The sequence below is a fragment of the Streptomyces sp. WMMB 714 genome (genome assembly GCF_900090125.1).
GTDB lineage: Bacteria > Actinomycetota > Actinomycetes > Streptomycetales > Streptomycetaceae > Streptomyces > Streptomyces daqingensis.
In genome coordinates this window covers 88,890-110,006 of sequence record NZ_FMHJ01000005.1, presented here as the reverse complement: position 1 = coordinate 110,006, position 21,117 = coordinate 88,890, and the positions used below count along the sequence as shown (strand labels likewise).

Genomic DNA, 21,117 nt, shown 5'->3' with positions numbered 1-21,117 from the left:
CACCCCGGTGTTGACCTTCACTCGCTGTTCACGGGTGTGCGGCAGCCCCACGCATCCCGCCGGTCCCACCCCCTTCGCCCGCCTGCCGGGGGCCCCTTCCCCCACTCCGGATGTGACCTTCAACTCGTTGCCTCCGCACCGCTGCTGGAACTCCTGCGGGGACGGGGGTCGAGGGGCGTCAGCACCCCCAGCCGTGCCTCGACGGCGGCCGCCGCGTCGAGGCACGTGTCCTCCCGGTACGGGCGGCCGATCACCTGTACTCCCGTGGGGAGTTCACCGGCGAGCCCGGTGGGGACCGCCACGGCGGGGAGGCCGGCGAAGCTGGTGGCCGTGCACAAGCGCATCGCGGAGGTGACGAGTTGGTGCCCCGCCTCGTCGCGGGACTCCAGGCCGGGCTCGACCGGCGGCTCGGTGAAGACCGGGCCCAGGACGAGGGGGTAGCGGTCCAGGAAGTACGCCCACGAACGCCGGATGCTCAGCCGCAGGCCCACGAGACGCATGTACTCCTCGAGTCCGGCCGGCGCGGTGCGCCCCATGCTCATCTCGATGTAGCGGCGGCCGCCCTCCCCGAGCAGCGGCGCGACAGCCGCCCACGACTGCGCGAACTCCGTCATCAGCCAGCTCCCGTACGCCTCGACGGTCTCCGCCAGCCTCGGCACGTCCTCGACCCTCTCGACCGCGTAACCGGCGTCCGCCAGCGCGGCCTCGGCGCGCCCGACCGCCCGCCGCACCTCGGGGTGGACGCCCAGGCCGCCCGGGTCGGCGACGACCGCCACGCGCACCGGCCCGTCGAGGGGTTCGCCCCGCACCGGGACGGGCACCGCACGCGGATCGGAGACGTCGGCGCCCGCCAGCACCTCGAAGGCCAGCCGCAGATCCGCGACGGTGCGCGCCAACGGGCCGTCGACGACGATCTGCTGGGCACCGGGAGGCGGATCGTCCGGGCCCATCCGGTGATCCGCGGCGAACCGGCCCTGCGTCGGCTTCAGACCGGCGACACCGCAGAAGGAGGCCGGGACGCGTACGGATCCGCCCGCGTCGTTGCCGAGCCCCAGCCCGGCCATGCCGCAGGCCACCGCGGCTCCGTCGCCGCCGCTGGAGCCGCCGGGGGTGCGGGCCGGGTCCCACGGGTTGAGCGTCTCCCCGAAGAGCTCGCTGCGGGGATGCATGCCCGCCAGCGTGAGCGTCGGCATGTTGCTGTGCCCGATCGGGATTGCCCCCGCGGCCCGCAGGCGCGCCACGGGCGGCGCGTCGCGCTCCGCCACGAGGTTCCGCAACCGGACGGCCCCGTGCGTGGTGGGCACGCCGCCGACGGCGATGCTCTCCTTCACGGTGAAGCACACCCCGGCGAGCGGACCCGGGTCGCCGCCCCGCGCACACCGGCGGTCCACTTCCGCCGCGTCCCTGCGGGCGCTCTCCGCCAGCAGCCGGGTGATCGCGTTCACCGCGGGGCCGGTCCGGGCGATGCGCGCCAGATGGCTCTCGACGATCTCCGCGGCCGGGACCTCGCCGTCCCGCACGGCTGCCGCCTGACGCTCCGCCGGCTGCGCCCACCAGCCGTCCGTGGCCTCGTCCATGGAGTCCTCCCACTCGTTCCGATGCGCTCGCATCGGAACGGTACTCTCGAAGTGATACGAGCGCATCGGAATAACAGCGGAGGAGCGGAAGCCGTGCCGAGGCAGGTCGACCACGAACGCAGGCGCTCCCGGATCGCGGAAGCGGTGTGCCTGCTCGCCGACGAGAACGGGCTGGAGGGCGTCACGCTCCGGGACGTGGCCGCCCGTGCCGGGGTCTCCATGGGAGCCGTCCAGCGCTGCTTCGCCACGAAGGAGCAGATGCTCGTCTTCGCCGTACGGCACGTCGGTGCGCGCGTCCGGGCCCGAAGCGACGTGCGGCTCGCGAGCAGCCCTGCGCAGTCGGTCAGGTCCGCTCTCGGCCACGCCCTCTCCGAGATGTCGCTGCTGCGGGAGGAGAACCGCGGAGAGGCACGCGTCTGGCTCGCGTTCGTCGCGAAGGCCGCGGTGAGCCCCCCGCTCGCCGCCGAACTGCGGTCCGGCTACGCGCAGTTCCACGAAACGGTGGCGGCTCTGCTGCGGGAGGCCACAGGAACGGCGGACCCGCACGTCCAGGCCCGCACACTGCTGGCGCTCGCCGACGGCCTCACCACGCACGTGCTCGTCGGCCACCTCAGCGAGGAAGCCGCGCGGGAAGCGCTCGACGCCCACCTGCGGAGCCTGTGGGACGACGCACCCGGCGGGTGAACGGCCCGCTGCACGGCGCCGGGTTCACGGCGAAAGCCCCAAGAAACAGTTCGACAGCGCCGGGAACGGGCCGCCGGCGGCTGCTCACCGCGACGCGAGTACGAGAGCACGCCCGCCCGGCCGCCGGCCTGCCCGGCGGGCCGTCACGTACGCCCGAGGCGCCGCAGCAGAAGCGCCGACGCCACGGGCCGGGCGCCCGCCGCCGCGCTGTCGTCCGCCACCTCGCGGTCGGAGGAGACGACCACCACCGGACGGCCCGGCGGCTCCGCCCGCACGAGCTGGCGGATCAGCTCGTCCGCGATCTGCCCCGGCTTGCTGAACAGCACGCGCACGCCCCGCGGCGGCGCGAGCAGCACGGGCGCGGCCAGTTCGGCCCCGTCGAAGACGCAGGTGACCTCGGCACCGGACTGCGCGGCGAGCCCGGCGAGCCCGCCGAGGAGGCGCAGCCGCTGCTTGTCCAGCGGCATCGTCGGATAACCGGTCTTGGTGACGTTGTAGCCGTCGACGACCAGATGCGCCTGCGGAAGGGAGAGGAGCTGGTCGAGGAGTTCGGGGTCCGTCTCGGAGAGCGCGCGCGCTGCGATGTCACGCGGCGTCATGCGGCCGGGCTCGACCGCGTCGACGGTCTCGGCCGGGCGGCTCTCCGTCGGCGGCAGCGCCAGCTCGCGACGCAGGCCCTGCGCGGCGTCCAGGACCGTGTCCAGCAGCAGACGGACCCGCATGTCCTCGACGCTGCGCCCTTCACGCGCGGCCCGGCGCCCCGCCTCCAGCGCCGCCTCGGTCTCGGCGAGCCGTGTGCGCAGCCGCCGGCTCTCGCTGTCCGCGGCCGTCTTCTCCGCGGCGGCGGCCGAGCGCAGCTCGTCCAGTTCCGCCCGCAGCTTCCGCGCGGCGGCCTCGCCGCGCTTCACGTCGCTCTGCGCGCTGCGCAGCTTCCGCTGCGTGGCCTCCAACTCCCGGCGCAGCGACTCGAGTTCACTGCGTCCGCGTTCCGCCTCCGTACGGGCGGCGGCGCGGGCGCCGGACAGTTCGCGCCGGAGCCGGACGAGTTCGCGCTGAGCCTCCTCCCCCGCCTGCTCGGCCTGCGCGCGCTGAGCCTCCTCGCCCGCCGCGGCGACGAGCTTCGGCCAGTCCGCCGGGCGCAGCACGTACGCCACCGCCGCCACGTCGACCGGGTCGGCGGCGGGCGGCGGGGTCGCCGAGGAGAGCGCCTCGGTCAGGTCGGGGAAGCGCTCGCGCAGCTGCTCGGCGATCCGCTCGCGGAAGACCGCGTCCTTCTCCAGGGACGTGGCCATCGCGTTGGCGGCGAACTTCGTGCGGCGCTGGGGGGTGAAGCGGGCGTACTGGCGCAGCGGCACGGGCAGCTCGCTGACCGTCAGCCCGCCGAGAGCGTCCCCGGTGAGGGCCACCACGCGGCGGCGCACCCTGTCGGGAAGCGGACGGTCCATGATCTCGCCGGCACCGGAGGCCCCACCGGCCTCCTCACCCGTACCGGCATCCGTACCGGTGCGGGCATCCGCACCGGGCCCGGCATTCTCGTGCGGCTCCGGCGCGGCATCCGACGTCGACGGCTCACGCTCCCCGCCGCCGCCCGTCGCTTCCACCACCGTCACACCTGCCGTTTCTCAGACCTCTGCGCCCGGCCGGTCGACGAGCTCGACCTGGTCGGCGGTGTCGCACCACCGGCAGCGCACGGACTCGATGCTCTCACTGAGCACCTCCTGCTCCTCGACCCTGGACTCACCGGCCAGATCCAGATGGACGTACTCCACGACCCTGCTCGAACGGGTCACGTCGAAGCGCGTCAGGTTGCCGCACAGCGTGCAGCGCCACCGGGTGCCTGCGGTGGGCACGGGGACCGCCATTGCCTCGACCTCATTCCTTCGAGCGTTCACGGGCTTCGGTGCGGTGCGTGTACGCCTGCGTGCGGTAACCCGACGGAAGCGCGGCAGTGCTTGCCGTAACCCTAAGACCTGCCGCCCGTCCCCGTGTGTCGAGGAGTCTGCCCGGTGACCGAGCCATCATGATCCGCCTCATGCCGAAGCGCCCCGTGCTGACCTGTACGCTCATCGCCCTCTGCTGCCTGGTCTTCCTCATCAGCCCGGCCTCCGGCTTCCTGCCCGTACACGGCACCGGTGCTTCGCTGCACCGCGCTCAGGCCGAGTGGTTCCAGCAGTGGGGTGTACTGCCCCGCACCCTGTGGGACAGGGCGGCTCTCCGTCCGCTGCTCACCCCTCTCACCGCGCTCTTCCTGCACGCGGACTGGCTGCACCTGCTCGGCAACGTGCTCTTCCTGTACGTCTTCGGCGGCCCGGTCGAGATGCGGATGGGCCCCGTCCGTTTCGCCCTGTGCTACCTGACCGTCGGCTACATCGCCATGCTCTGCTACGCGGCGGCCCACCACCACTCGGGCCAGACGCTCGTCGGGGCGTCCGGTGCCGTCTCGGGGATGCTCGGCGCCTTCCTCTACCTCTATCCGAAGGCGCGGGTGACCAGCCTCTTCCCCTTCCTCCTCTTCCTGCCGCTGCGCTTCCCCGCCTGGCTGGTGCTGGTCTTCTGGCTGACGCTGCAGTGGATCGCCACACGGCAGGACGGCGACGGGCCGGGCGTCGCCTACCTCGCCCACGTCGTCGGGTTCACGCTGGGCTTCCTCTACGCCTGGCTGCGATTCCGTACGGCTACAGTGGGCACGCCCGCCCCGGCGACCCAGGGAGAGTCCCCACCGTGATCACCTCGATCGTGCTCATCAAGACCAGCACCGACCGCATCCCCGAGATCGCCGAACAGATCGCGGCGCTGGAGAGCGTCAGCGAGGTCTACTCGGTCACCGGTGCCCACGATCTGATCGCGCTCGTGCGCGTGGCGCAGCACGACGACCTCGCGGACATCATCCCCGGCAAGATCAGCAAGGTGCCCGGGGTGCGGTCGACGGAGACCCACATCGCCTTCCGCACCTACTCGCAGCACGACCTGGAGTCGGCGTTCGCGATCGGGCTCGACTCCTGAGCGGTCGTCAGAAGACCGTCACCCTTCCGGACTCCGGGCGGGGCCGTGCCGTACGTCCGGCGATCCCGCCCCGCGCCGCGCCCCCGCCACCGGCGGCAGCTCCGCCGGCCGCTTCCTCCGCCTCCGGGCGCTCCTCCGGTACGCAGCGCCCGTCCACGGTGCGGTAGTTCCAGCGCGCCCCGTTGCGCACGAGCTCGCGTACCGCCCGTACGAACCGTTCGACGTGCTCGTCCGGCGTGCCCGCGCCGAAGCTGACCCGTACCGCGTCGAGGTCGCCTCCGCCGCCCGTGACGCCTGCTCCGCACCCGCCGCGCTGCTCGCTTCCGGCGCCCCGCAACGTCCGGACGAGGGGGTGCGCGCAGAAGAGGCCGTCGCGCACGCCGATGCCGTACTCCGCGGAGAGCGCGGCGGCGAAGTGCGAGCTGTTCCAGCCCTCCACCACGAACGACACCACGCCCACCCGGCTTTCGGCGGCCTCGCCCGGCGAACCGGCGCCGAACAGCGAGAGCACCTCCACCTCGGGGACCTCGGCCAGCGCGGTCAGCAGCCTCGCGGTCAGGGTGCGCTCGCGGGCGACCAGCCGGCCGAAGCCGGCCTCGTCCAGCGCCCTGCAGGCGGCGGCGACGGCGTAGGCGCCGATGACGTTCGGGGAGCCCGCCTCGTGCCGGGCGGGACCGGCCTGCCACTCCACCTCCACGGCGCCGCCCGGTTCCCGTACGACGCTCCGGCTGGCGCCCCCGCCTGCCAGGTACGGCTCCGCCGCGTCCAGCCAGTCGGAGCGGCCCGCGAGCACGCCCGCGCCGAACGGCGCGTACAGCTTGTGCCCGGAGAACGCGACCCAGTCGACGTCCAGTTCGCCGATGTCGACGGGGTGGTGCGGGGCGAGCTGCGCGGCGTCCAGCACGATGCGTGCGCCGTGCCGGTGCGCGGCGTCGGCGAGCTGCCTCACCGGCCAGATCTCGCCGGTGACGTTCGAGGCCCCCGTCACGCACACCAGCTTCGGGCCCGCGGGTTCGGCGTGCAGCCGCTCCTCCAGCGCCGCGACGGCCTGTTCCGGCGAACGGGGCGCGTCGAGCCACGTCGTGGACAGCCCCCTCCAGGGCAGCAGGGCCGCGTGGTGCTCGCTCTCGAAGACGTACACGCGGGTGCCCTCGGGCACGGCGGACGCCAGCAGGTTCAGCGAATCCGTCGTGGACCGGGTGAAGAGGACCCGGTCGCCCTCCCGGCAGCCCAGGAAACGCGCGACCGTCGCCCTGCTCTCCTCGAAGAGCGCCGTGGAGTGCTGCGACAGATAGCCGGCGCCCCGGTGCACGCTGCCGTAGTACGGGGCGTACGAGGCCACTTCGTCCCAGACCCGCTGCAGGACGGGGGCGCTCGCCGCGTAGTCCAGCGCGGCGTACGTCGTCTCGCCGCCCGTGACGAGCGGGACGCGCACGTCCAGGCCGAGCACGGGCAGCACCGGACACTCAGGGCTCCCGGCCGGTACGCCGGCCCGGGCCTGACGGGCATCGGCGCCCGCGGGAACCGCGGGAACCGCGGGAACCGCGGGAACCGAAGACACAGCCGAGGAGCGGAACGCGGGTGCAGGGGCTGCGGATGTGACGTGCTGACTCACGGAGGACTCCCTCAAGACCAGGGATCCCTGGCCGGGGGCCTGCCCGCCGCGGGCGGGACAGAGGGATCCGTGCTTGCCGCACGGCCTTGCTGCCATGCGGCCCGGTCATCACCCGGGGCACCCCACCACGGAAAGGAGGGTTGCCGGACAGCGGGCCGGGGCCTTGATCGCTGTCACTCGTGACCTGCGCGGGAGTATGGCACACGGCTGCCGCGACGGCGCCCGGGCGTCCGCATCGCGGACAGCACACGGAACGGGCGCCGCCGCCCTGCCCCGGAGAGCGGAAGCCCCCGCCCTGCCCGGTTGCCGGACGGCGGTGCCGCGCCGTCACATGTGGCTCGCGGCCACCCAGCGCTCCAGCGACGCCCTGGCCGCACCGCTGTCCACGGACTCGGCCGCCCGGGCCATCGCCGCGCGGATCTGATCGGCCAGCGGTGCGTCGCCCGGTTCGAGGGCGACGAGGGCCGCGGCGGAGTTCAGCAGCACCGCGTCGCGCACGGGGCCCCTCTCACCGTCGAGCACCCGCCTCGCCACGTCCGCGTTGTACGCGGCGTCCGCTCCGCGCAGGGCCTCCACCGGCACGATGTCGATGCCCACGTCACGCGGGTCGAACGACTGTTGACGCACCTCGCCGTCGCGTACGACCCACACGGTGGACGTGGCCGTGGTCGTCAGCTCGTCCAGCCCGTCGTCCCCGCGGAAGACGAGCGCGGAAGAACCGCGTGCGGCGAGCACGCCCGCCATGATGGGAGCCATCCGGGCGTTCGCCACACCTGTCGCCTGCGCCTGTACGCGTGCGGGGTTCGTCAGCGGGCCGAGGAAGTTGAACGAGGTGGGGATGCCCAACTCACCGCGGGCGTTGGCCACATGGCGCAGCGACGGGTGGAACTTCACGGCGAAGCAGAAGGTGATGCCCGCCTCCGAGGCCACCTCGGCGACACGCTGCGGAGTCAACTCCAGATTGACGCCCAGCTTCTCCAGAACGTCCGTCGCGCCGCTGGCGCTGGAGGCCGCGCGGTTGCCGTGCTTGACGACCTTCGCGCCGCAGCCCGCGACCACGATGGCGGACATCGTCGAGATGTTCACCGTCTTCGCGCGGTCGCCGCCGGTACCGACGATGTCGACCGTGGGCCCGGGGACCTCGATCACGTTGGCATGCGCGTACATGGCCCGTACGAGACCGGTGATCTCGTCGACCGTCTCGCCCTTCGCCCGCAGCGCCACCGCGAAACCGGCGATCTGCGCGTCGCTTGCCTCCCCCCGCATGATGCGGTCCATCGCCCAGGCGGTGGCGTCGGCGCCCAGGTCCTCCCCGGCGAGCAGCGAGGTCAGTACGTCCGGCCAGGTGTGGGAACCCCCGGGGGCAGCTCCCAGGCCGGAGGCGCTGGGGGCGGGAGAGCCGGCAGACGGAACGGCACTCATGATCCCTCCTGAGGTCCTGCAACGCGGAGAACGGACGTCCACCCCGGTGCCGGAGGCTCACGCAGGCAGCGAACGCGACCGGGCACGAACCACGAGGCACGGCGGGGGACTCGGCCGGGCGGCTCCGCTGTGCGTGCATCCCGGCCGACCCCACCCTAGCCGCCTGACGCCCCGACCAGGACATCACCCGGATCGGGCCGCGACCCATCAGGCCGGCCGTACGCCTTCCGCACGCCCGAGGGGCCGGGCTCCCCTCTGGGAAGCCCGGCCCCTCGTGTGCGACGCTGCGCTGCCCGCTCGGAGCAGCGGTACCTCAGTGGTGGCCGTGGCCGCTGGTGATCTCCCGGTACTCCTCGGCGGTCGGCTTCGGGATCTGAGCCTGCTCGCCGTAGTAGCCCTTCGAGAACCGGGCGCGCAGCTTCTGGGCGCGGCCCACCTTGCGCTGGACGCCGTTCTCGTCGGTCTCCGGGCCGATCTCGTACGGCTTGTGCTGCTCGTGCGCCGTGAGCGTGTGCAGCTGCTCCTGGGAGAGCTGCTCGTGCACCTCGACGAACTCGCCGTGCGGGAGCCGCTTGATGATGCCGGACTCGCGTCCGTGCAGCACCTTCTCCTTGTCCCTTCGCTGCAGCCCCAGGCAGATCCGCCGGGTGACGAAGAAGACCACGACCGGCACCACGAAGAAGGCGATGCGCACGAACCAGGTGATGGCGTTGATCGACAGGTCGAAGTGCGTCGCCACCAGGTCGTTGCCGCCGCCGATCAGCATGACGGTGTACCAGGCGATCCAGGCGCATCCGAAGGCCGTACGGGTCGGGGCGTTCCGCGGCCGGTCCGCGATGTGGTGCTCCCGCTTGTCGCCCGTCACCCAGGACTCGATGAACGGGTAGACGGCGATCGCGGCGAGCACGAGCGGGAAGACCATCAGCGGGATGAAGACGCCCAGTACGAGCGTGTGGTCCCACAGATGGATCTCCCAGCCGGGCATGACGCGGATCAGCCCCTCGGAGAAGCCCATGTACCAGTCGGGCTGCGCGTTGGTCGACACCTGGTCCGGACGGTACGGGCCGAGCACCCAGATCGGGTTGACGGTGAACGTCGCCGCGATGACGGAGATGACGCCGAAGACGAGGAAGAAGAAGCCTCCCGCCTTGGCCATGTAGACCGGCAGCAGCGGCATTCCGACGACGTTCTTGTTCGTACGGCCGGGGCCCGCGAACTGCGTGTGCTTGTGGTAGAAGACCAGGATCAGGTGGGCCACCAGCAGGCCCAGCATGATCCCCGGCAGCAGCAGCACGTGGACGGAGAAGAACCGCGCGACGAAGTCGTGCCCGGGGAACTCGCCGCCGAAGAGGAACATCGACAGGTACGTGCCGACGATCGGCACGGACAGGACCGCGCCCTCCATGAACCGCACGCCGGTGCCCGAGAGCAGGTCGTCCGGCAGGGAGTAGCCGGTGAAGCCGGTGAACATGCCCAGCACGAACAGCAGGAAGCCGAACAGCCAGTTGATCTCACGCGGCTTGCGGAAAGCGCCGGTGAAGAAGACGCGCATCATGTGGACGAACATCGCGCCGAGGAAGATCAGCGCCGCCCAGTGGTGGATCTGCCTCACCAGCAGACCGCCGCGCACGTCGAAGCTGATGTCCAGCGTGGAGGCGAACGCCTCCGACATCAGCACGCCCTGCATCGGCACGTAACTGCCGTGGTACTCCACCTCGTTCATCGACGGGTGGAAGAACAGCGTCAGGTACACGCCCGTGAGGATGATGATGATGAAGCTGTAGAGCGCGACCTCACCCAGCATGAAGGACCAGTGGTCCGGGAAGATCTTGCGCATGTTGGCCTTGGCGAGGCTGTAGATGCCCAGCCGGCCGTCCGCCCAGTCGGCGACCCGTTCACCAGCGGGTGCCTGCTTCTTCGTGGCGGTGCTCTCGCTTGTAGTACTCATGCTCGACGCTCCCAGTAGGCGGGGCCCACGGGTTCTTCGAAGTCGCCCTGAGCTTCGAGGAATCCATCGTTGTTGACGCTGATCTTGAGCTGCGGCAGCGCGTGGCCGGCCGGACCGAAGATCACTCGCGCACCGTCCGACAGGTCGAAGGTCGACTGGTGGCACGGGCAGAGCACGTGGTGCGTCTGCTGCTCGTACAGGCTGACAGGGCAGCCGACGTGCGTACAGATCTTGGAGTAGGCCACGATCCCCTCGTGGGACCAGTCCAGCTCCCGCTTGTCCTTGATGTCCTCGGGCTCGAGGCGGACGAGCATCAGGGCCGCCTTGGCGATCTCCTTCTGGAACTCCTCGTCGTGCTCCTCCAGGCCCTCCGGCATGGCGAACGTCAGGGAACCGACGGTGATGTCCTCGGGGCGGAGCGGCTCGTGCGTGTTCTCGTTGACCAGCAGCTTGCCCTTGGACCACAGGGTGTGCTCGAGCTTGTCCTCGGGCAGCGGCCCGAGGTCGCGCAGGAGTACGACACCGGACAACGGGACGAGCGCCAGCGCACCGAACATCGTCCGCCGGATGAGCGGACGCCGCCCGAGGGCGGACTCCTTGGCTCCCTGGCGGAAGTCCTCCATGACCTTCGCCCGGGTGTCCGGCTCGGCGGCGATCTGGTGCCGCTCGTCGACCAGTTCGTGGTCCGACATCAGGGTGCGCGCCCAGTGGACCGCGCCCGCGCCGATGCAGAAGAGGGCGACGCCCAGCGTCGTGCCGAGCGCGAAGTTCAGCGCGCCGATGTTGCCGATCGGCCAGATGTACACGAACTTGTCGACCGGAATGGCCACGAAGCTCGCGATGAAGCCCACCGTGGCCAGCATCGACGCCGTGAAGAGCATCGCGACGACGCGCTCGGAGCGCTTGGCCGCCCGCTCGTCGACGTCCTGGACGCGGGGCTCGTGCGGCGGCATACCGGGGTCGGCGAACGGATCGTCCGCCGTGGCCACCGCGCCGTGACCGTTCTCCTGCGCGCTCGGCAGCTTCTCGTCAGACACGTTCTCGTGTGATCCAGTCTCGCTCATGACTTCCTGGCCTTTGCGGTACGAGCCGCGACCCAGACGGCGACGACGATGAGCGCACCGAGCCCGAAGATCCAGGCGAACAGGCCCTCGGCCACCGGCCCGAGGCCGCCCAGCTTGTAGCCGCCGGGCTGCTCGGAGTCCTTGCTGTTCACCGTCTTCAGGTAGGCGGCGATGTCGCGCTTGTCCTTCTCGGGCATCACCTTGTCCGGGAAGGACGGCATGTTCTGCGGGCCCGTCTGCATGGCCTCGTAGACATGCTTGGGCGTGACGTCCTCGAGACCCGGGGCGTACTTGCCGTGCGTGAGAGCGCCGCCCTCACCCGTGAAGTTGTGGCACTGGGCGCAGTTCGTACGGAAGAGCTGGCCGCCGTTGGCGATGTCGGCGCCGCTCGGGTCGTACTGGTCCTTGGTGGGCGTGACAGGACCGGAGCCCAGCGAAGCGACGTACGCGGCGAGCTGGTTGATCTCGTCCTGGCTGTAGATCTTCTTCTTCTCCGGCACCTGTGCGCCCGGCTGCTGCGCGGGCATGCGGCCGGTGCCGACCTGGAAGTCCACAGCAGCCGACCCGACACCCACGAGGCTCGGGCCGTCGCTGGTGCCCTGGCCGCCCGTCCCGTGGCAACTGGAGCAGCCGGTGGCGTAGAGCTTCTTGCCCTCTTCGATGGCGAGGGACTGGCTCGAGGCCTGTTCGGCCTTCGCTTCGCCTGCGGGGGCGAACGCGGCGTACAGCCCCCCGGTGGCCGCCAGCGCGAAGAGTAGGACGACGAGCGCCGCCAGCGGATGGCGCCGTCGTGCGGAGAGCTTTTTCACGGATTACCCCGGTGTCAGGATCTTCTGCGTCGATGCTGCTTTTGGTGTCTGTCACTGTCCGGGACGGGCCCGGACGTCGCCCGACCGGTTACTTGATCAGGTAGATCGTGGCGAAGAGGCCGATCCAGACGACATCGACGAAGTGCCAGTAGTAGGACACGACGATGGCCGCAGTGGCCTGCTGATGCGTGAAGCGTTTGGCCGCGTACGTCCTGCCGAGCAGGAGCAGGAACGCGATGAGCCCGCCCGTGACGTGCAACCCGTGGAAGCCGGTGGTCAGGTAGAACACCGAGCCGTAGGGGTCCGAGGAGAGCGAGATGCCGTCCTTCTCGACCAGCTCCGTGTATTCGAAGACCTGGCCGCCGATGAAGACGGCGCCCATCACGAACGTGACGATGAACCACGCACGGAGCTTCTTCACGTCACCGCGCTCGGCGGCGAACACGCCGAGCTGGCAGGTGAGCGAGGAGAGCACCAGAATCGTGGTGTTCGTCGCCGAGAACGGGATGTTCAGCGCCTCGGCATGTTCCTTCCAGAAGTCCGCACCCGTCACGGACCGCAGGGTGAAGTACATCGCGAAGAGGGCCGCGAAGAACATCAGCTCGGAACTCAGCCAGATGATGGTTCCGACGCTGGTGAGGTTCGGCCGGTTGACCGACGGGTGCGCGTGCCCTGTTTCTACTGCAGTTGCTGTCGCCACGATCGACATTATGTCGGTCGCTCATCCGGCCCTTACTGCCGGGGTCCCGTTCGGTGTGTCCGGGCGGCCCGGGGCGCCGTGGCAAGGGCTTCCGCGGGCGTATGCGCCGGTGTTGGGCGAAGGAGCGAGGGAGTAACATCCGCGCAGCGGCTCCACTTGCCGCGGACGCCCGAACCGGGGACGGTTCCCGCCGCCCCCGACGTGAAAACGTGCGAGACCTTCAAGCGGAGGAACAATGCAGCCGACCGCCACGGTGCTGGTCTACAGCGACGACGCCAACACCCGCGAGCAGGTCCGGCTCGCCGCAGGCCGCCGGCCTGCCTCCGACGTGCCCGCCGTCGAGTACATCGAGTGCGCGACGCTGCCCGCCCTCCTGAGCACGCTGGAGAAGCAGCACGTCGACGTGTGCGTCCTGGACGGCGAGACCGCACCCGCCGGCGGCATGGGCGTCTGCCGGCAGATCAAGGACGAGATCTTCGACTGCCCGCCCGTCCTGCTCCTCATCGGACGCCCCCAGGACGCCTGGCTCGCCTCCTGGAGCCGCGCGGAGCGCGCCGTCTCCCACCCCATCGACCCCGTCGCCCTCGCCGGTGCGCTGGCGGACCTCCTGCGCGAGAAGAACGGCGCGGAGGCCGAGGTCCAGCCGCTGTGAACGGATGACCGTACAGCCGTGAGCCGGCCCCGGGGCGACGCGCGCCCCGGGGCCGGCTGCTGTCAGAGCGCCGCCCTCAGACCTGGGGGCGGAGCCTGCTGACGTCGGCGGTGCTGCCGCCGCTGTCCTGGGCGCCGGGGCGTAGTGAGCTTCCCTCCTTCCACTTCTTCCAGGACAGGTTCCAGTCCCCGAAGCCGTTGCCGAAGGCGGCCATCTGCTCGCCGTCGGAGTTGGAGTGCGTCACGGGAACACCCGGACGCACGAGGTTGAAGAACCACTCGGCGTTGCCGGTGCTCATGCCCGTGCACCCGTGGCTGCTGTTGGAGACGCCGTGCGAGCCGGACGACCAGGGCGCCGCGTGCACGTACTCCCCGCTCCAGGTCAGCCGGGTGGCCCAGTGGACGCCGAGGTCGTAGGACTCCCCGCCGCCGATGCCGACGCTGCTGCTGCGCATGCGGACGAACGACTCGCGGCCCAGGACCACCTTGGTTCCGTTGCGGGTCTCGAAGCCCGGCTTCCCGGTGGTGATCGGGATCTCCTTGATCGTCCTGCCGTCCTTCTTGACCTTCATGCTCAGCCCGGAAGCGTCGGCGAAGGCCTCGACGCGGTCGCCCGTCTTCAGCCGCAGCGACTTGGCCTTGTCCCCGTAGAGTCCCTTGCGGATCTTGAGGCCCTTCAGGCGGCTGCTGACGCTGACGGTGGAGTGCGCGGGCCAGTACTCCTTGGGGCGGTAGTGCAGCTCCTTGCTGTCCACCCAGTGCCAGGAGCCCTCGACGCGGGGGCTGGACTTGACGGTCAGCGCGCGCTCCACGATGCGGCGCTGGGCGGGGCTCTTGATCTTGTGGCTCAGCTCCGCCGTCACGGGCTGGGCCACGCCGTACGTCCCGCTGTCCGGGCCGAAGGTGACCCCGAGGCGCTTCGCGTGTGCGGGCTTGGTCTGGAAGTTCAGGGTGCGGCGGCCCTGCTCGCCGTCGCCGTTCTCGGTGCTGATGCGGACCGTGTAGCGCACGCCCGCGGCCAGCGGGGAGGTGCTCTGCCACTTGGTGCCGTCCTCGGAGAGCTTGCCGCTGAGGTGGCGGCCTGCCGTGTCGACCGCGGTGACGTCGGCTATTCGCCCTTCGTTGGAGGTCACCTTCAGCGGGCGCGAGGGGTCTATCGTGCTCCCCTCCTCACCCGCGCTCACCGAAATCTGGTTGCCGGCGTCGTACGGGGCTCCCGCGAGCGGGTTGCCGTCGCTTCCGGCGCACGAGGTCAGGCCCACCGCGAGCGGGGCGAGCGTGAGGGCACATCCTGCTGAAATCCGGCGCTTTGCCTTCGATGAGTGATTCATAGGCCCAAGGTAGGAACTGACGCGCTCTTGGGCCTGTTGGGCGCAGGCAAACGGGTCGGCCCCCGGAGAACTCCAGGAGCCGACCCGTCTGCAGACTGCCTCTGCCGCGAACCTTACTGAGTGCGGTTCTCGCCGTGGTAGTACTCGAAGACCCAGCCGAACAGGCCGACGAGCAGCACCGGCGCCGAGACGTACACCAGCCACCATCCGAAGGCGACGCCCAGGAAGGCGAAGGCGGCACCGAGGCCGAGGGTGAGCGGCTGCCAGCTGTGCGGGCTGAAGAAGCCCAGCTCGCCGGCGTCGTCCGCGACGTCGGCCTCCTTGTTGTCCTGCGCCCCGGCGTCCACGCGGCGCGCGGTGAACGCCAGGTAGTAGCCGATCATCACCGCGAGCCCGAAGGCGAGGAACAGGCCCGTCGTGCCGACGGGCTCCTTCGACCAGGCGCCGTAGACGATCGCCGTGGCCAGCAGGAAGACGGCCAGGCCGAGGAAAATCTTGCCCTGGATCTTCACTTTCCGCTCTCCTTGCCGCTGATGATCCTCTCCTCGCCCTGGCCCTTCGCCTCGTACTCTCCGAGCTGGTCGAGGGCCGCGACCTCAGGGTGGTGCAGGTCGAAGGCCGGCGACTCGGAACGGATGCGCGGCAGCGAGAGGAAGTTGTGCCGCGGGGGCGGGCAGCTCGTCGCCCATTCGAGCGAACGGCCGTAGCCCCACGGGTCGTCGACCTCGACCTTCTTGCCGTGCTTGGCCGTCTTCCAGACGTTGTACAGGAACGGCAGGATCGACAGGCCCAGCAGGAAGGAGCTGATCGTCGACAGGGTGTTCAGCGCGGTGAAGCCGTCGGCCGCGAGGTAGTCCGAATAGCGGCGCGGCATGCCCTCGACACCCAGCCAATGCTGCACGAGGAAAGTGCCGTGGAATCCGACGAAGAGCGTCCAGAAGGTGATCTTGCCGAGGCGCTCGTCGAGAATCTTTCCGGTGAACTTCGGCCACCAGAAGTGGAAGCCGGCGAACATCGCGAAGACCACCGTGCCGAACACGACGTAGTGGAAGTGCGCCACCACGAAGTAGGTGTCGGAGACGTGGAAGTCCATCGGGGGCGAGGCCAGGATGACGCCGGTCAGTCCGCCGAAGAGGAACGTGACCAGGAAGCCGATCGTCCACAGCATCGGCGTCTCGAAGGACAAGGAGCCCTTCCACATCGTGCCGATCCAGTTGAAGAACTTCACGCCCGTCGGTACCGCGATCAGGAACGTCATGAAGGCGAAGAAGGGCAGCAGCACTCCTCCGGTGACGTACATGTGGTGCGCCCAGACCGTCACCGAGAGGCCGGCGATGGCGATGGTCGCCGCGATGAGGCTGATGTAGCCGAACATCGGCTTGCGGCTGAAGACGGGGATGATCTCCGAGACGATGCCGAAGAACGGCAGCGCGATGATGTACACCTCTGGGTGCCCGAAGAACCAGAACAGGTGCTGCCACAGCAGTGGCCCGCCGTTGGCGGCGTCGAAGACGTGGGCACCGAACTTCCGGTCGGCCTCCAGCGCGAAGAGCGCGGCGGCGAGCACCGGGAAGGCCAGCAGCACCAGCACACCGGTGAGCAGCACGTTCCAGGTGAAGATCGGCATGCGGAACATCGTCATGCCGGGTGCGCGCATGCAGATGATCGTGGTGATGAAGTTGACCGAGCCGAGGATGGTGCCGAAGCCGGAGAGCGCGAGGCCCATGATCCACAGGTCGGCGCCGATGCCGGGCGAGCGGATCGCGTCCGAGAGCGGCGAGTAGGCGAACCAGCCGAAGTCCGCGGCGCCCTGCGGGGTGAGGAAGCCGCCGACGGCGATCAGCGAACCGAAGAGGTACAGCCAGTACGCCAGCATGTTCAGCCGCGGGAACGCCACGTCGGGCGAGCCGATCTGCAGCGGCATGATCCAGTTCGCGAAGCCCGCGAAGAGCGGCGTCGCGAACATCAGCAGCATGATCGTGCCGTGCATGGTGAACGCCTGGTTGAACTGCTCGTTCGACATCACCTGGGAGCCGGGACGGGCGAGTTCGGCGCGCATCAGGAGCGCCATGACGCCGCCGATGCAGAAGAAGGCGAAGGACGTGACGAAGTACAGCGTCCCGATCTTCTTGTGGTCCGTGGTGGTCAGCCAGTCGACCACCATGGCTCCGGGCGTCTTCTGTCGTACGGGCGGTGCTGCCTCAGCCGTCGTGGCGGCACCCTTGGTGTCGTTGAGGATGCTCACGGGTTATTCGTCTCCGCATTCTTGGCGCCGCCCGTGGTGGCGGTGCCCGACGGGATGTAGCCGGTCTGGCCCTTCTCGGCCAGGTCCTCCAGGTGCTTCTGGTAGCGCTCCGGGGAGACGACCTTGACGTTGAAAAGCATCCGGGAGTGGTCGACGCCGCACAGTTCGGCGCACTTGCCCATGTAGGTGCCCTCCTTGCTGGGGGTCACCTCGAAGCGGTTCACGTGGCCGGGGATGACGTCCTGCTTCATCAGGAACGGCACCACCCAGAACGAGTGGATGACGTCGCGGGAGGTCAGGATGAACTGGACCTTCTCGCCCTTCGGCAGCCAGAGCGTGGGACCCGGGTTGCCGGTCTGGGGGTTCTTCTCACCCGGAGTGCCCACCGCGTAGACGCCCTCGGCACCCTTGGGGAAGCTCTTCGCCATCCTGTCCGGGATGGCGAAGAGTTCCTTGTCCTCGGTGTTGGAGGTGGAGGTCTTGCCGTCCACGTCCTCGATGTAGTTGAAGCCCCAGCTCCACTGGTAGCCGACGACGTTGACGACGTGCGCCGGCTTCTGGGTGGTCGCCAGGAGCTTGGTCTCGTCCCGCGCGGTGAAGTAGAAGAGCACCGCCACGATGATGATGGGCACCACCGTGTACAGGGCCTCGATGGGCATGTTGTACCGCGTCTGCGGGGGGACCTCCACCTTGGTCCTGGTGCGCCGGTGGAAGACGACGCTCCACAGGATCAGGCCCCAGACCAGTACGCCCACAGCGAGCGCCGCGGCCCACGACCCCTGCCAGAGGGAGAGGATCCGAGGGGCCTCGTCCGTGACCGGAGTGGGCATGCCGAGGCGGGGGAAGTCCTTGGAAGTGCAACCGGTGGCGGTCGCCAGGACCAGGCCCGCGGCGAGCGCCTGCTGCAGCTTCCGCCGCATCGGGCGCCGCGACATGGGGGTACCGCCCCCGCCCGTCGGGCGGTGGGGGAGGTCGGAGCCGTTGGGACTCACGTAGCGCCTTCCCGAGAGTCTCGCCCGCCCATCCGGGCTCGGCCGTTGCAGGTCGGGCGCGGGCCCCTGGCGCGGGCAGGGGTTTGGATGTTGATGCGGAGCAAACCTTACTGGACCGTTCCCGGACGTCTGCGGGGAGGGTCCCCAACACGTCGCGGGGCCCCTGCCAGCAGTGGAAGGCGGTCCGGCCGCCGGGCGGGGCGGCGAAGACCGCGCGGGGGAAGCGGCGTTGGGACGCGAGTGCGGCGGCGCGGCGGCGCCACTGCGGAGCGCTGTGCGCCAAGGAAAGGACCCGCAGCGCGCCGTCCGTCGCCACTGACGCGGCGTCGATACGCTCGCGCCGGGGCGCCGTGTCACGCACCGGCGGGTACGCCGTGGACGGCGCGGACCGGCGGCGGTCCGGGCGGGCAGCCGGGGAACGGGGTTAGCGTTCCTGCGTGCCGTACTTCGACGCCGCATCGTCGGTCCCCCTGCATCCCGTCGCCCGCCAGGCCCTGACCGCCGCCCTGGACGAGGGGTGGGCCGACCCTTCGCGGCTGCACCGGGAGGGGCGGCGGGCGAGGCTGCTGCTGGACGCCGCGCGGGAGACCGCCGCCGAGGCGGTGGGGTGCCGTCCCGACGAGCTGGTATTCACCCCATCGGGTACCGCTGCCTTGCACACAGGGATCGCCGGCGTCCTCGCGGGACGGCGCCGCGCGGGGCGTGGGCTTGCCGTCTCCGCCGTGGAGCACTCCGCGGTCCTGCACGCGGCGGCGGCGCACCGGGAGGGCGGAGGCTCCGTCACCGAGGTCCCCGTGGACCGTACGGGCCGGGTCTCCGCGTCGGCCTACGAGGCGGCGCTCAGGGACGGGGCGGCGAACGGGGGGACGGCGCTCGCGTGCCTCCAGTCCGCCAACCACGAGACCGGCACCGTGCAGCCGGTCGCGGAGGTCGCCGGGGTGTGCGCGGAGGCCGGGGTGCCGCTGCTCGTGGACGCCGCGCAGTCCCTCGCCTGGGGCCGCCCCGAGGAAGGCTGGTCGGTGCTGGCGGGCAGCGCGCACAAGTGGGGCGGGCCGCCCGGCGTCGGCCTCCTCGCCGTACGCAAGGGCGTGCGCTTCGCGGCCCCGCCCCCGTCGGACGAGCGCGAACGCGGGCGCAGCCCCGGTTTCGAGAACATCCCCGCCGCCGTGGCGGCGGCGGCCTCCCTGCGGGCCGTGCGAGCGGAGGCGGACGCCGTGGCGGCGCGGCTGCGCCCCCTGATCGAGCGGGTCCGCGCCGGGGTGCAGCGGTCGGTCCCGGACGTCGAGGTCGTCGGGGACCCGGTCCACCGGCTGCCGCACGTCGTGACGTTCTCCTGCCTGTACGTGGACGGGGAGGCCCTGCTGCACGTGCTCGACCGCGCCGGCTTCTCGGTCTCCTCGGGCTCCTCCTGCACGTCCAGCACGCTGACGCCGAGTCACGTCCTGCGGGCCATGGGCGTGCTGTCGGAGGGCAACATCCGGTTGTCGCTGCCACCGGCGCCCGGAGAGTCGGTCGAGGCGGACGTCGAGAGGTTCCTCCAGGTGCTGCCGGACGCGGTGCGGGAGGTGCGCGAGCAGGTGAACGCGCCGGGGGTCACCGCGGAGCGGGGCACGGCCGGGCAGGACGGCCGGCCGCGGGAGGAGGGGACGGAGGACCGTACGGCCCGGGACGGGGAGCAGCCGGCTCCCGTCCGGGAGGAGAGTGGGAGGGAGCTGACCGTCAACGCGCTGGGGACGCTGTGCCCGATGCCCGTCATCGAACTTGCCAGGCACCTCGACGACGTGCCGGTCGGCGGTGTGATCGTGGTGCTCGCGGACGACGAGGCAGCCCGCGTCGACATCCCGGCCTGGTGCGAGATGCGGGGCCAGGAGTATCTGGGCGTGCAGGGCGACCGGTTCCGCGTGCGCCGCCTGAGCTGAGCGCTCCCGGGCCGCGTCCCACCACAGGCGGAGGACCCGGCGGAGGCGCACCGGCGTGCAGGGGCCGCAGCGGCAAGCGGAAGGGGCGGCCCGGTGCCGGGCCGCCCCTCGATGCCGTCGCGCTACGGGGTCAGGCGTTCAGGTGCGCGGTGACCTCGGCGGCGGCCTCCTCGCCGTAGCACTTGGTGAAGCGCTCCATGAAGTGCGACCGGCGCAGTTCGTACTCCTGGGTGCCCACCGTCTCGATGACGAGCGTGGCCAGCATGCAGCCGACCTGCGCGGCGCGCTCCAGGCTGACGCCCCAGGCGAGACCGGAGAGGAAGCCCGCGCGGAAGGCGTCGCCCACACCGGTGGGGTCGGCCTTGGCCTCCTCCTTCGGCACTCCGACCTCGATGGCCTCCTGGCCCTCGCGCTCGATGCGGACGCCCTTGGCGCCCAGCGTGACGACGCGAGTGCCGACCTTGGCCAGTATCTCCTTGTCGCTCCAGCCGGTCTTGGCCTCGATGAGCTCCTTCTCGTACTCGTTCGAGAAGAGGTAGGTCGCGCCCTCCATCAGGGTGCGGATGTCCTCGCCCTCCATGCGCGCGATCTGCTGCGAGAAGTCCGCGGCGAAGGGGATGCCGCGCTTGCGGCACTCCTCCGTGTGGCGGGCCATTGCCTCGGGGTCGTCCGCGCTGATGCACACGAGGTCGAGGCCGCCCACGCGGTCGGCGACCGTCTGCAGTTCGATCAGGCGGGCCTCGCTCATGGCTCCCGTGTAGAAGGAGCCGATCTGGTTGTGGGCCTCGTCGGTGGTGCACACGAAGCGGGCGGTGTGCTTCAGCTCGGAGATGTGGACGGACTCGGTGTCCACACCGTGCCGTTCGAGCCAGGCGCGGTATTCCTCGAAGTCCTCGCCGGCGGCGCCGACGAGGATCGGGTTCGCTCCGAGCTGCCCCATGCCGAAGGCGATGTTGGCGCCCACGCCGCCCCGCCTGATGTCGAGCCCGTCGACGAGGAAGGAGAGCGAGACGGTGTGCAGCTGGTCGGCGACCAGCTGGTCGGAGAACCGACCGGGGAACGTCATCAGGTGGTCATTCGCGATGGAGCCGGTGACTGCGATACGCACGGCGAAAACTGCTCCTGTCGGAGGACGCTGTCGGATGGCAACATCACGC

General features: G+C 70.7%; 19 protein-coding genes and 1 riboswitch. Of the genes, 5 read left to right on the top strand and 14 right to left on the bottom strand.

Annotated features, from left to right (window positions below; genetic code table 11):
- Nucleotides 1-119: 119 nt before the first annotated feature.
- The gene (locus tag H181DRAFT_RS10635) at nt 120-1,577 is read right to left on the bottom strand and encodes an amidase (protein ID WP_045864109.1); all 1,458 of its coding nucleotides are present in this window, start codon (nt 1,575-1,577) and stop codon (nt 120-122) included.
- Nucleotides 1,578-1,670: 93 nt separating this feature from the next.
- Here H181DRAFT_RS10635 and H181DRAFT_RS10630 point away from each other — a divergent pair, with 93 nt between their 5' ends.
- Nucleotides 1,671-2,261, top strand: coding sequence for a TetR/AcrR family transcriptional regulator (locus H181DRAFT_RS10630; RefSeq protein WP_045864108.1), 591 nt, complete (start codon nt 1,671-1,673; stop codon nt 2,259-2,261).
- Between the two features lie 143 nt (nt 2,262-2,404).
- On the opposite strand, the gene H181DRAFT_RS10625 is transcribed toward H181DRAFT_RS10630, so the two are convergent.
- A complete protein-coding gene (locus tag H181DRAFT_RS10625) occupies nt 2,405-3,706 on the bottom strand; it encodes an NYN domain-containing protein (protein WP_045864378.1) in 1,302 nt (433 codons plus the stop codon).
- Between the two features lie 177 nt (nt 3,707-3,883).
- Complete coding sequence (locus H181DRAFT_RS10620; RefSeq protein WP_045864107.1) at nt 3,884-4,123, bottom strand: hypothetical protein; 240 nt, start codon at nt 4,121-4,123, stop codon at nt 3,884-3,886.
- Nucleotides 4,124-4,293: 170 nt separating this feature from the next.
- On the opposite strand from H181DRAFT_RS10620, the gene H181DRAFT_RS10615 reads away from it, so the two are divergent.
- Nucleotides 4,294-4,986 carry a rhomboid family intramembrane serine protease gene (locus tag H181DRAFT_RS10615; RefSeq protein ID WP_254666787.1) on the top strand — a complete coding sequence of 231 codons (693 nt, stop codon included), beginning with the start codon at nt 4,294-4,296 and terminating at the stop codon, nt 4,984-4,986.
- Nucleotides 4,983-5,264 carry an Lrp/AsnC family transcriptional regulator gene (locus tag H181DRAFT_RS10610; protein ID WP_045864106.1) on the top strand — a complete coding sequence of 94 codons (282 nt, stop codon included), beginning with the start codon at nt 4,983-4,985 and terminating at the stop codon, nt 5,262-5,264. Before H181DRAFT_RS10615 ends, H181DRAFT_RS10610 begins: the two co-directional genes overlap by 4 nt.
- 7 nt (nt 5,265-5,271) lie before the next feature.
- Here H181DRAFT_RS10610 and H181DRAFT_RS10605 read toward each other — a convergent pair whose 3' ends face one another.
- The 6 genes from H181DRAFT_RS10605 to H181DRAFT_RS10580 all read right to left on the bottom strand — a co-directional run bounded on the left by H181DRAFT_RS10605 (nt 5,272) and on the right by H181DRAFT_RS10580 (nt 12,831).
- Nucleotides 5,272-6,723 (bottom strand): aminotransferase class V-fold PLP-dependent enzyme, encoded by a 1,452-nt coding sequence (locus tag H181DRAFT_RS10605; protein ID WP_045864105.1) that lies wholly within the window; start codon nt 6,721-6,723, stop codon nt 5,272-5,274.
- A 220-nt stretch (nt 6,724-6,943) separates the two neighbouring features.
- A riboswitch (SAM riboswitch) is annotated at nt 6,944-7,064 on the bottom strand.
- A 142-nt stretch (nt 7,065-7,206) separates the two neighbouring features.
- Nucleotides 7,207-8,301: an anthranilate phosphoribosyltransferase gene (gene trpD, locus H181DRAFT_RS10600; protein ID WP_045864104.1), complete on the bottom strand. Its 1,095-nt coding sequence runs from the start codon at nt 8,299-8,301 to the stop codon at nt 7,207-7,209.
- 313 nt (nt 8,302-8,614) lie between these two features.
- On the bottom strand, nt 8,615-10,249 hold the full coding sequence (locus H181DRAFT_RS10595) for a cytochrome bc1 complex cytochrome b subunit (RefSeq protein WP_045864103.1): 1,635 nt from the start codon (nt 10,247-10,249) through the stop codon (nt 8,615-8,617).
- Nucleotides 10,246-11,313: a cytochrome bc1 complex Rieske iron-sulfur subunit gene (locus tag H181DRAFT_RS10590; protein WP_045864102.1), complete on the bottom strand. Its 1,068-nt coding sequence runs from the start codon at nt 11,311-11,313 to the stop codon at nt 10,246-10,248. Before H181DRAFT_RS10590 ends, H181DRAFT_RS10595 begins: the two co-directional genes overlap by 4 nt.
- Complete coding sequence (locus tag H181DRAFT_RS10585; RefSeq protein WP_045864101.1) at nt 11,310-12,122, bottom strand: cytochrome bc1 complex diheme cytochrome c subunit; 813 nt, start codon at nt 12,120-12,122, stop codon at nt 11,310-11,312. The genes H181DRAFT_RS10590 and H181DRAFT_RS10585 overlap by 4 nt, the downstream gene beginning before the upstream one ends.
- Nucleotides 12,123-12,210: 88 nt before the next feature.
- Nucleotides 12,211-12,831 (bottom strand): aa3-type cytochrome oxidase subunit III, encoded by a 621-nt coding sequence (locus tag H181DRAFT_RS10580; RefSeq protein ID WP_045864100.1) that lies wholly within the window; start codon nt 12,829-12,831, stop codon nt 12,211-12,213.
- Nucleotides 12,832-13,057: 226 nt separating this feature from the next.
- On the opposite strand from H181DRAFT_RS10580, the gene H181DRAFT_RS10575 reads away from it, so the two are divergent.
- Complete coding sequence (locus H181DRAFT_RS10575) at nt 13,058-13,474, top strand: hypothetical protein (protein ID WP_045864099.1); 417 nt, start codon at nt 13,058-13,060, stop codon at nt 13,472-13,474.
- Nucleotides 13,475-13,550: 76 nt separating this feature from the next.
- Here the strand turns inward: H181DRAFT_RS10575 and H181DRAFT_RS10570 are convergent, their stop codons facing one another.
- The 4 genes from H181DRAFT_RS10570 to coxB all read right to left on the bottom strand — a co-directional run bounded on the left by H181DRAFT_RS10570 (nt 13,551) and on the right by coxB (nt 17,984).
- Nucleotides 13,551-14,804 (bottom strand): L,D-transpeptidase, encoded by a 1,254-nt coding sequence (locus tag H181DRAFT_RS10570; protein ID WP_045864098.1) that lies wholly within the window; start codon nt 14,802-14,804, stop codon nt 13,551-13,553.
- Nucleotides 14,805-14,917: 113 nt separating this feature from the next.
- A complete protein-coding gene (locus tag H181DRAFT_RS10565) occupies nt 14,918-15,316 on the bottom strand; it encodes a cytochrome c oxidase subunit 4 (RefSeq protein ID WP_045864097.1) in 399 nt (132 codons plus the stop codon).
- Complete coding sequence (gene ctaD / locus H181DRAFT_RS10560) at nt 15,313-17,049, bottom strand: aa3-type cytochrome oxidase subunit I (RefSeq protein WP_045864096.1); 1,737 nt, start codon at nt 17,047-17,049, stop codon at nt 15,313-15,315. Before ctaD ends, H181DRAFT_RS10565 begins: the two co-directional genes overlap by 4 nt.
- Nucleotides 17,046-17,984 (bottom strand): aa3-type cytochrome oxidase subunit II, encoded by a 939-nt coding sequence (gene coxB / locus H181DRAFT_RS10555; RefSeq protein WP_045864095.1) that lies wholly within the window; start codon nt 17,982-17,984, stop codon nt 17,046-17,048. The genes ctaD and coxB overlap by 4 nt, the downstream gene beginning before the upstream one ends.
- Nucleotides 17,985-18,478: 494 nt before the next feature.
- On the opposite strand from coxB, the gene H181DRAFT_RS10550 reads away from it, so the two are divergent.
- Nucleotides 18,479-19,960 (top strand): cysteine desulfurase/sulfurtransferase TusA family protein, encoded by a 1,482-nt coding sequence (locus H181DRAFT_RS10550; protein WP_045864094.1) that lies wholly within the window; start codon nt 18,479-18,481, stop codon nt 19,958-19,960.
- Nucleotides 19,961-20,090: 130 nt separating this feature from the next.
- Here the strand turns inward: H181DRAFT_RS10550 and H181DRAFT_RS10545 are convergent, their stop codons facing one another.
- Complete coding sequence (locus tag H181DRAFT_RS10545) at nt 20,091-21,068, bottom strand: carbohydrate kinase family protein (RefSeq protein ID WP_045864093.1); 978 nt, start codon at nt 21,066-21,068, stop codon at nt 20,091-20,093.
- Nucleotides 21,069-21,117: the final 49 nt, after the last annotated feature.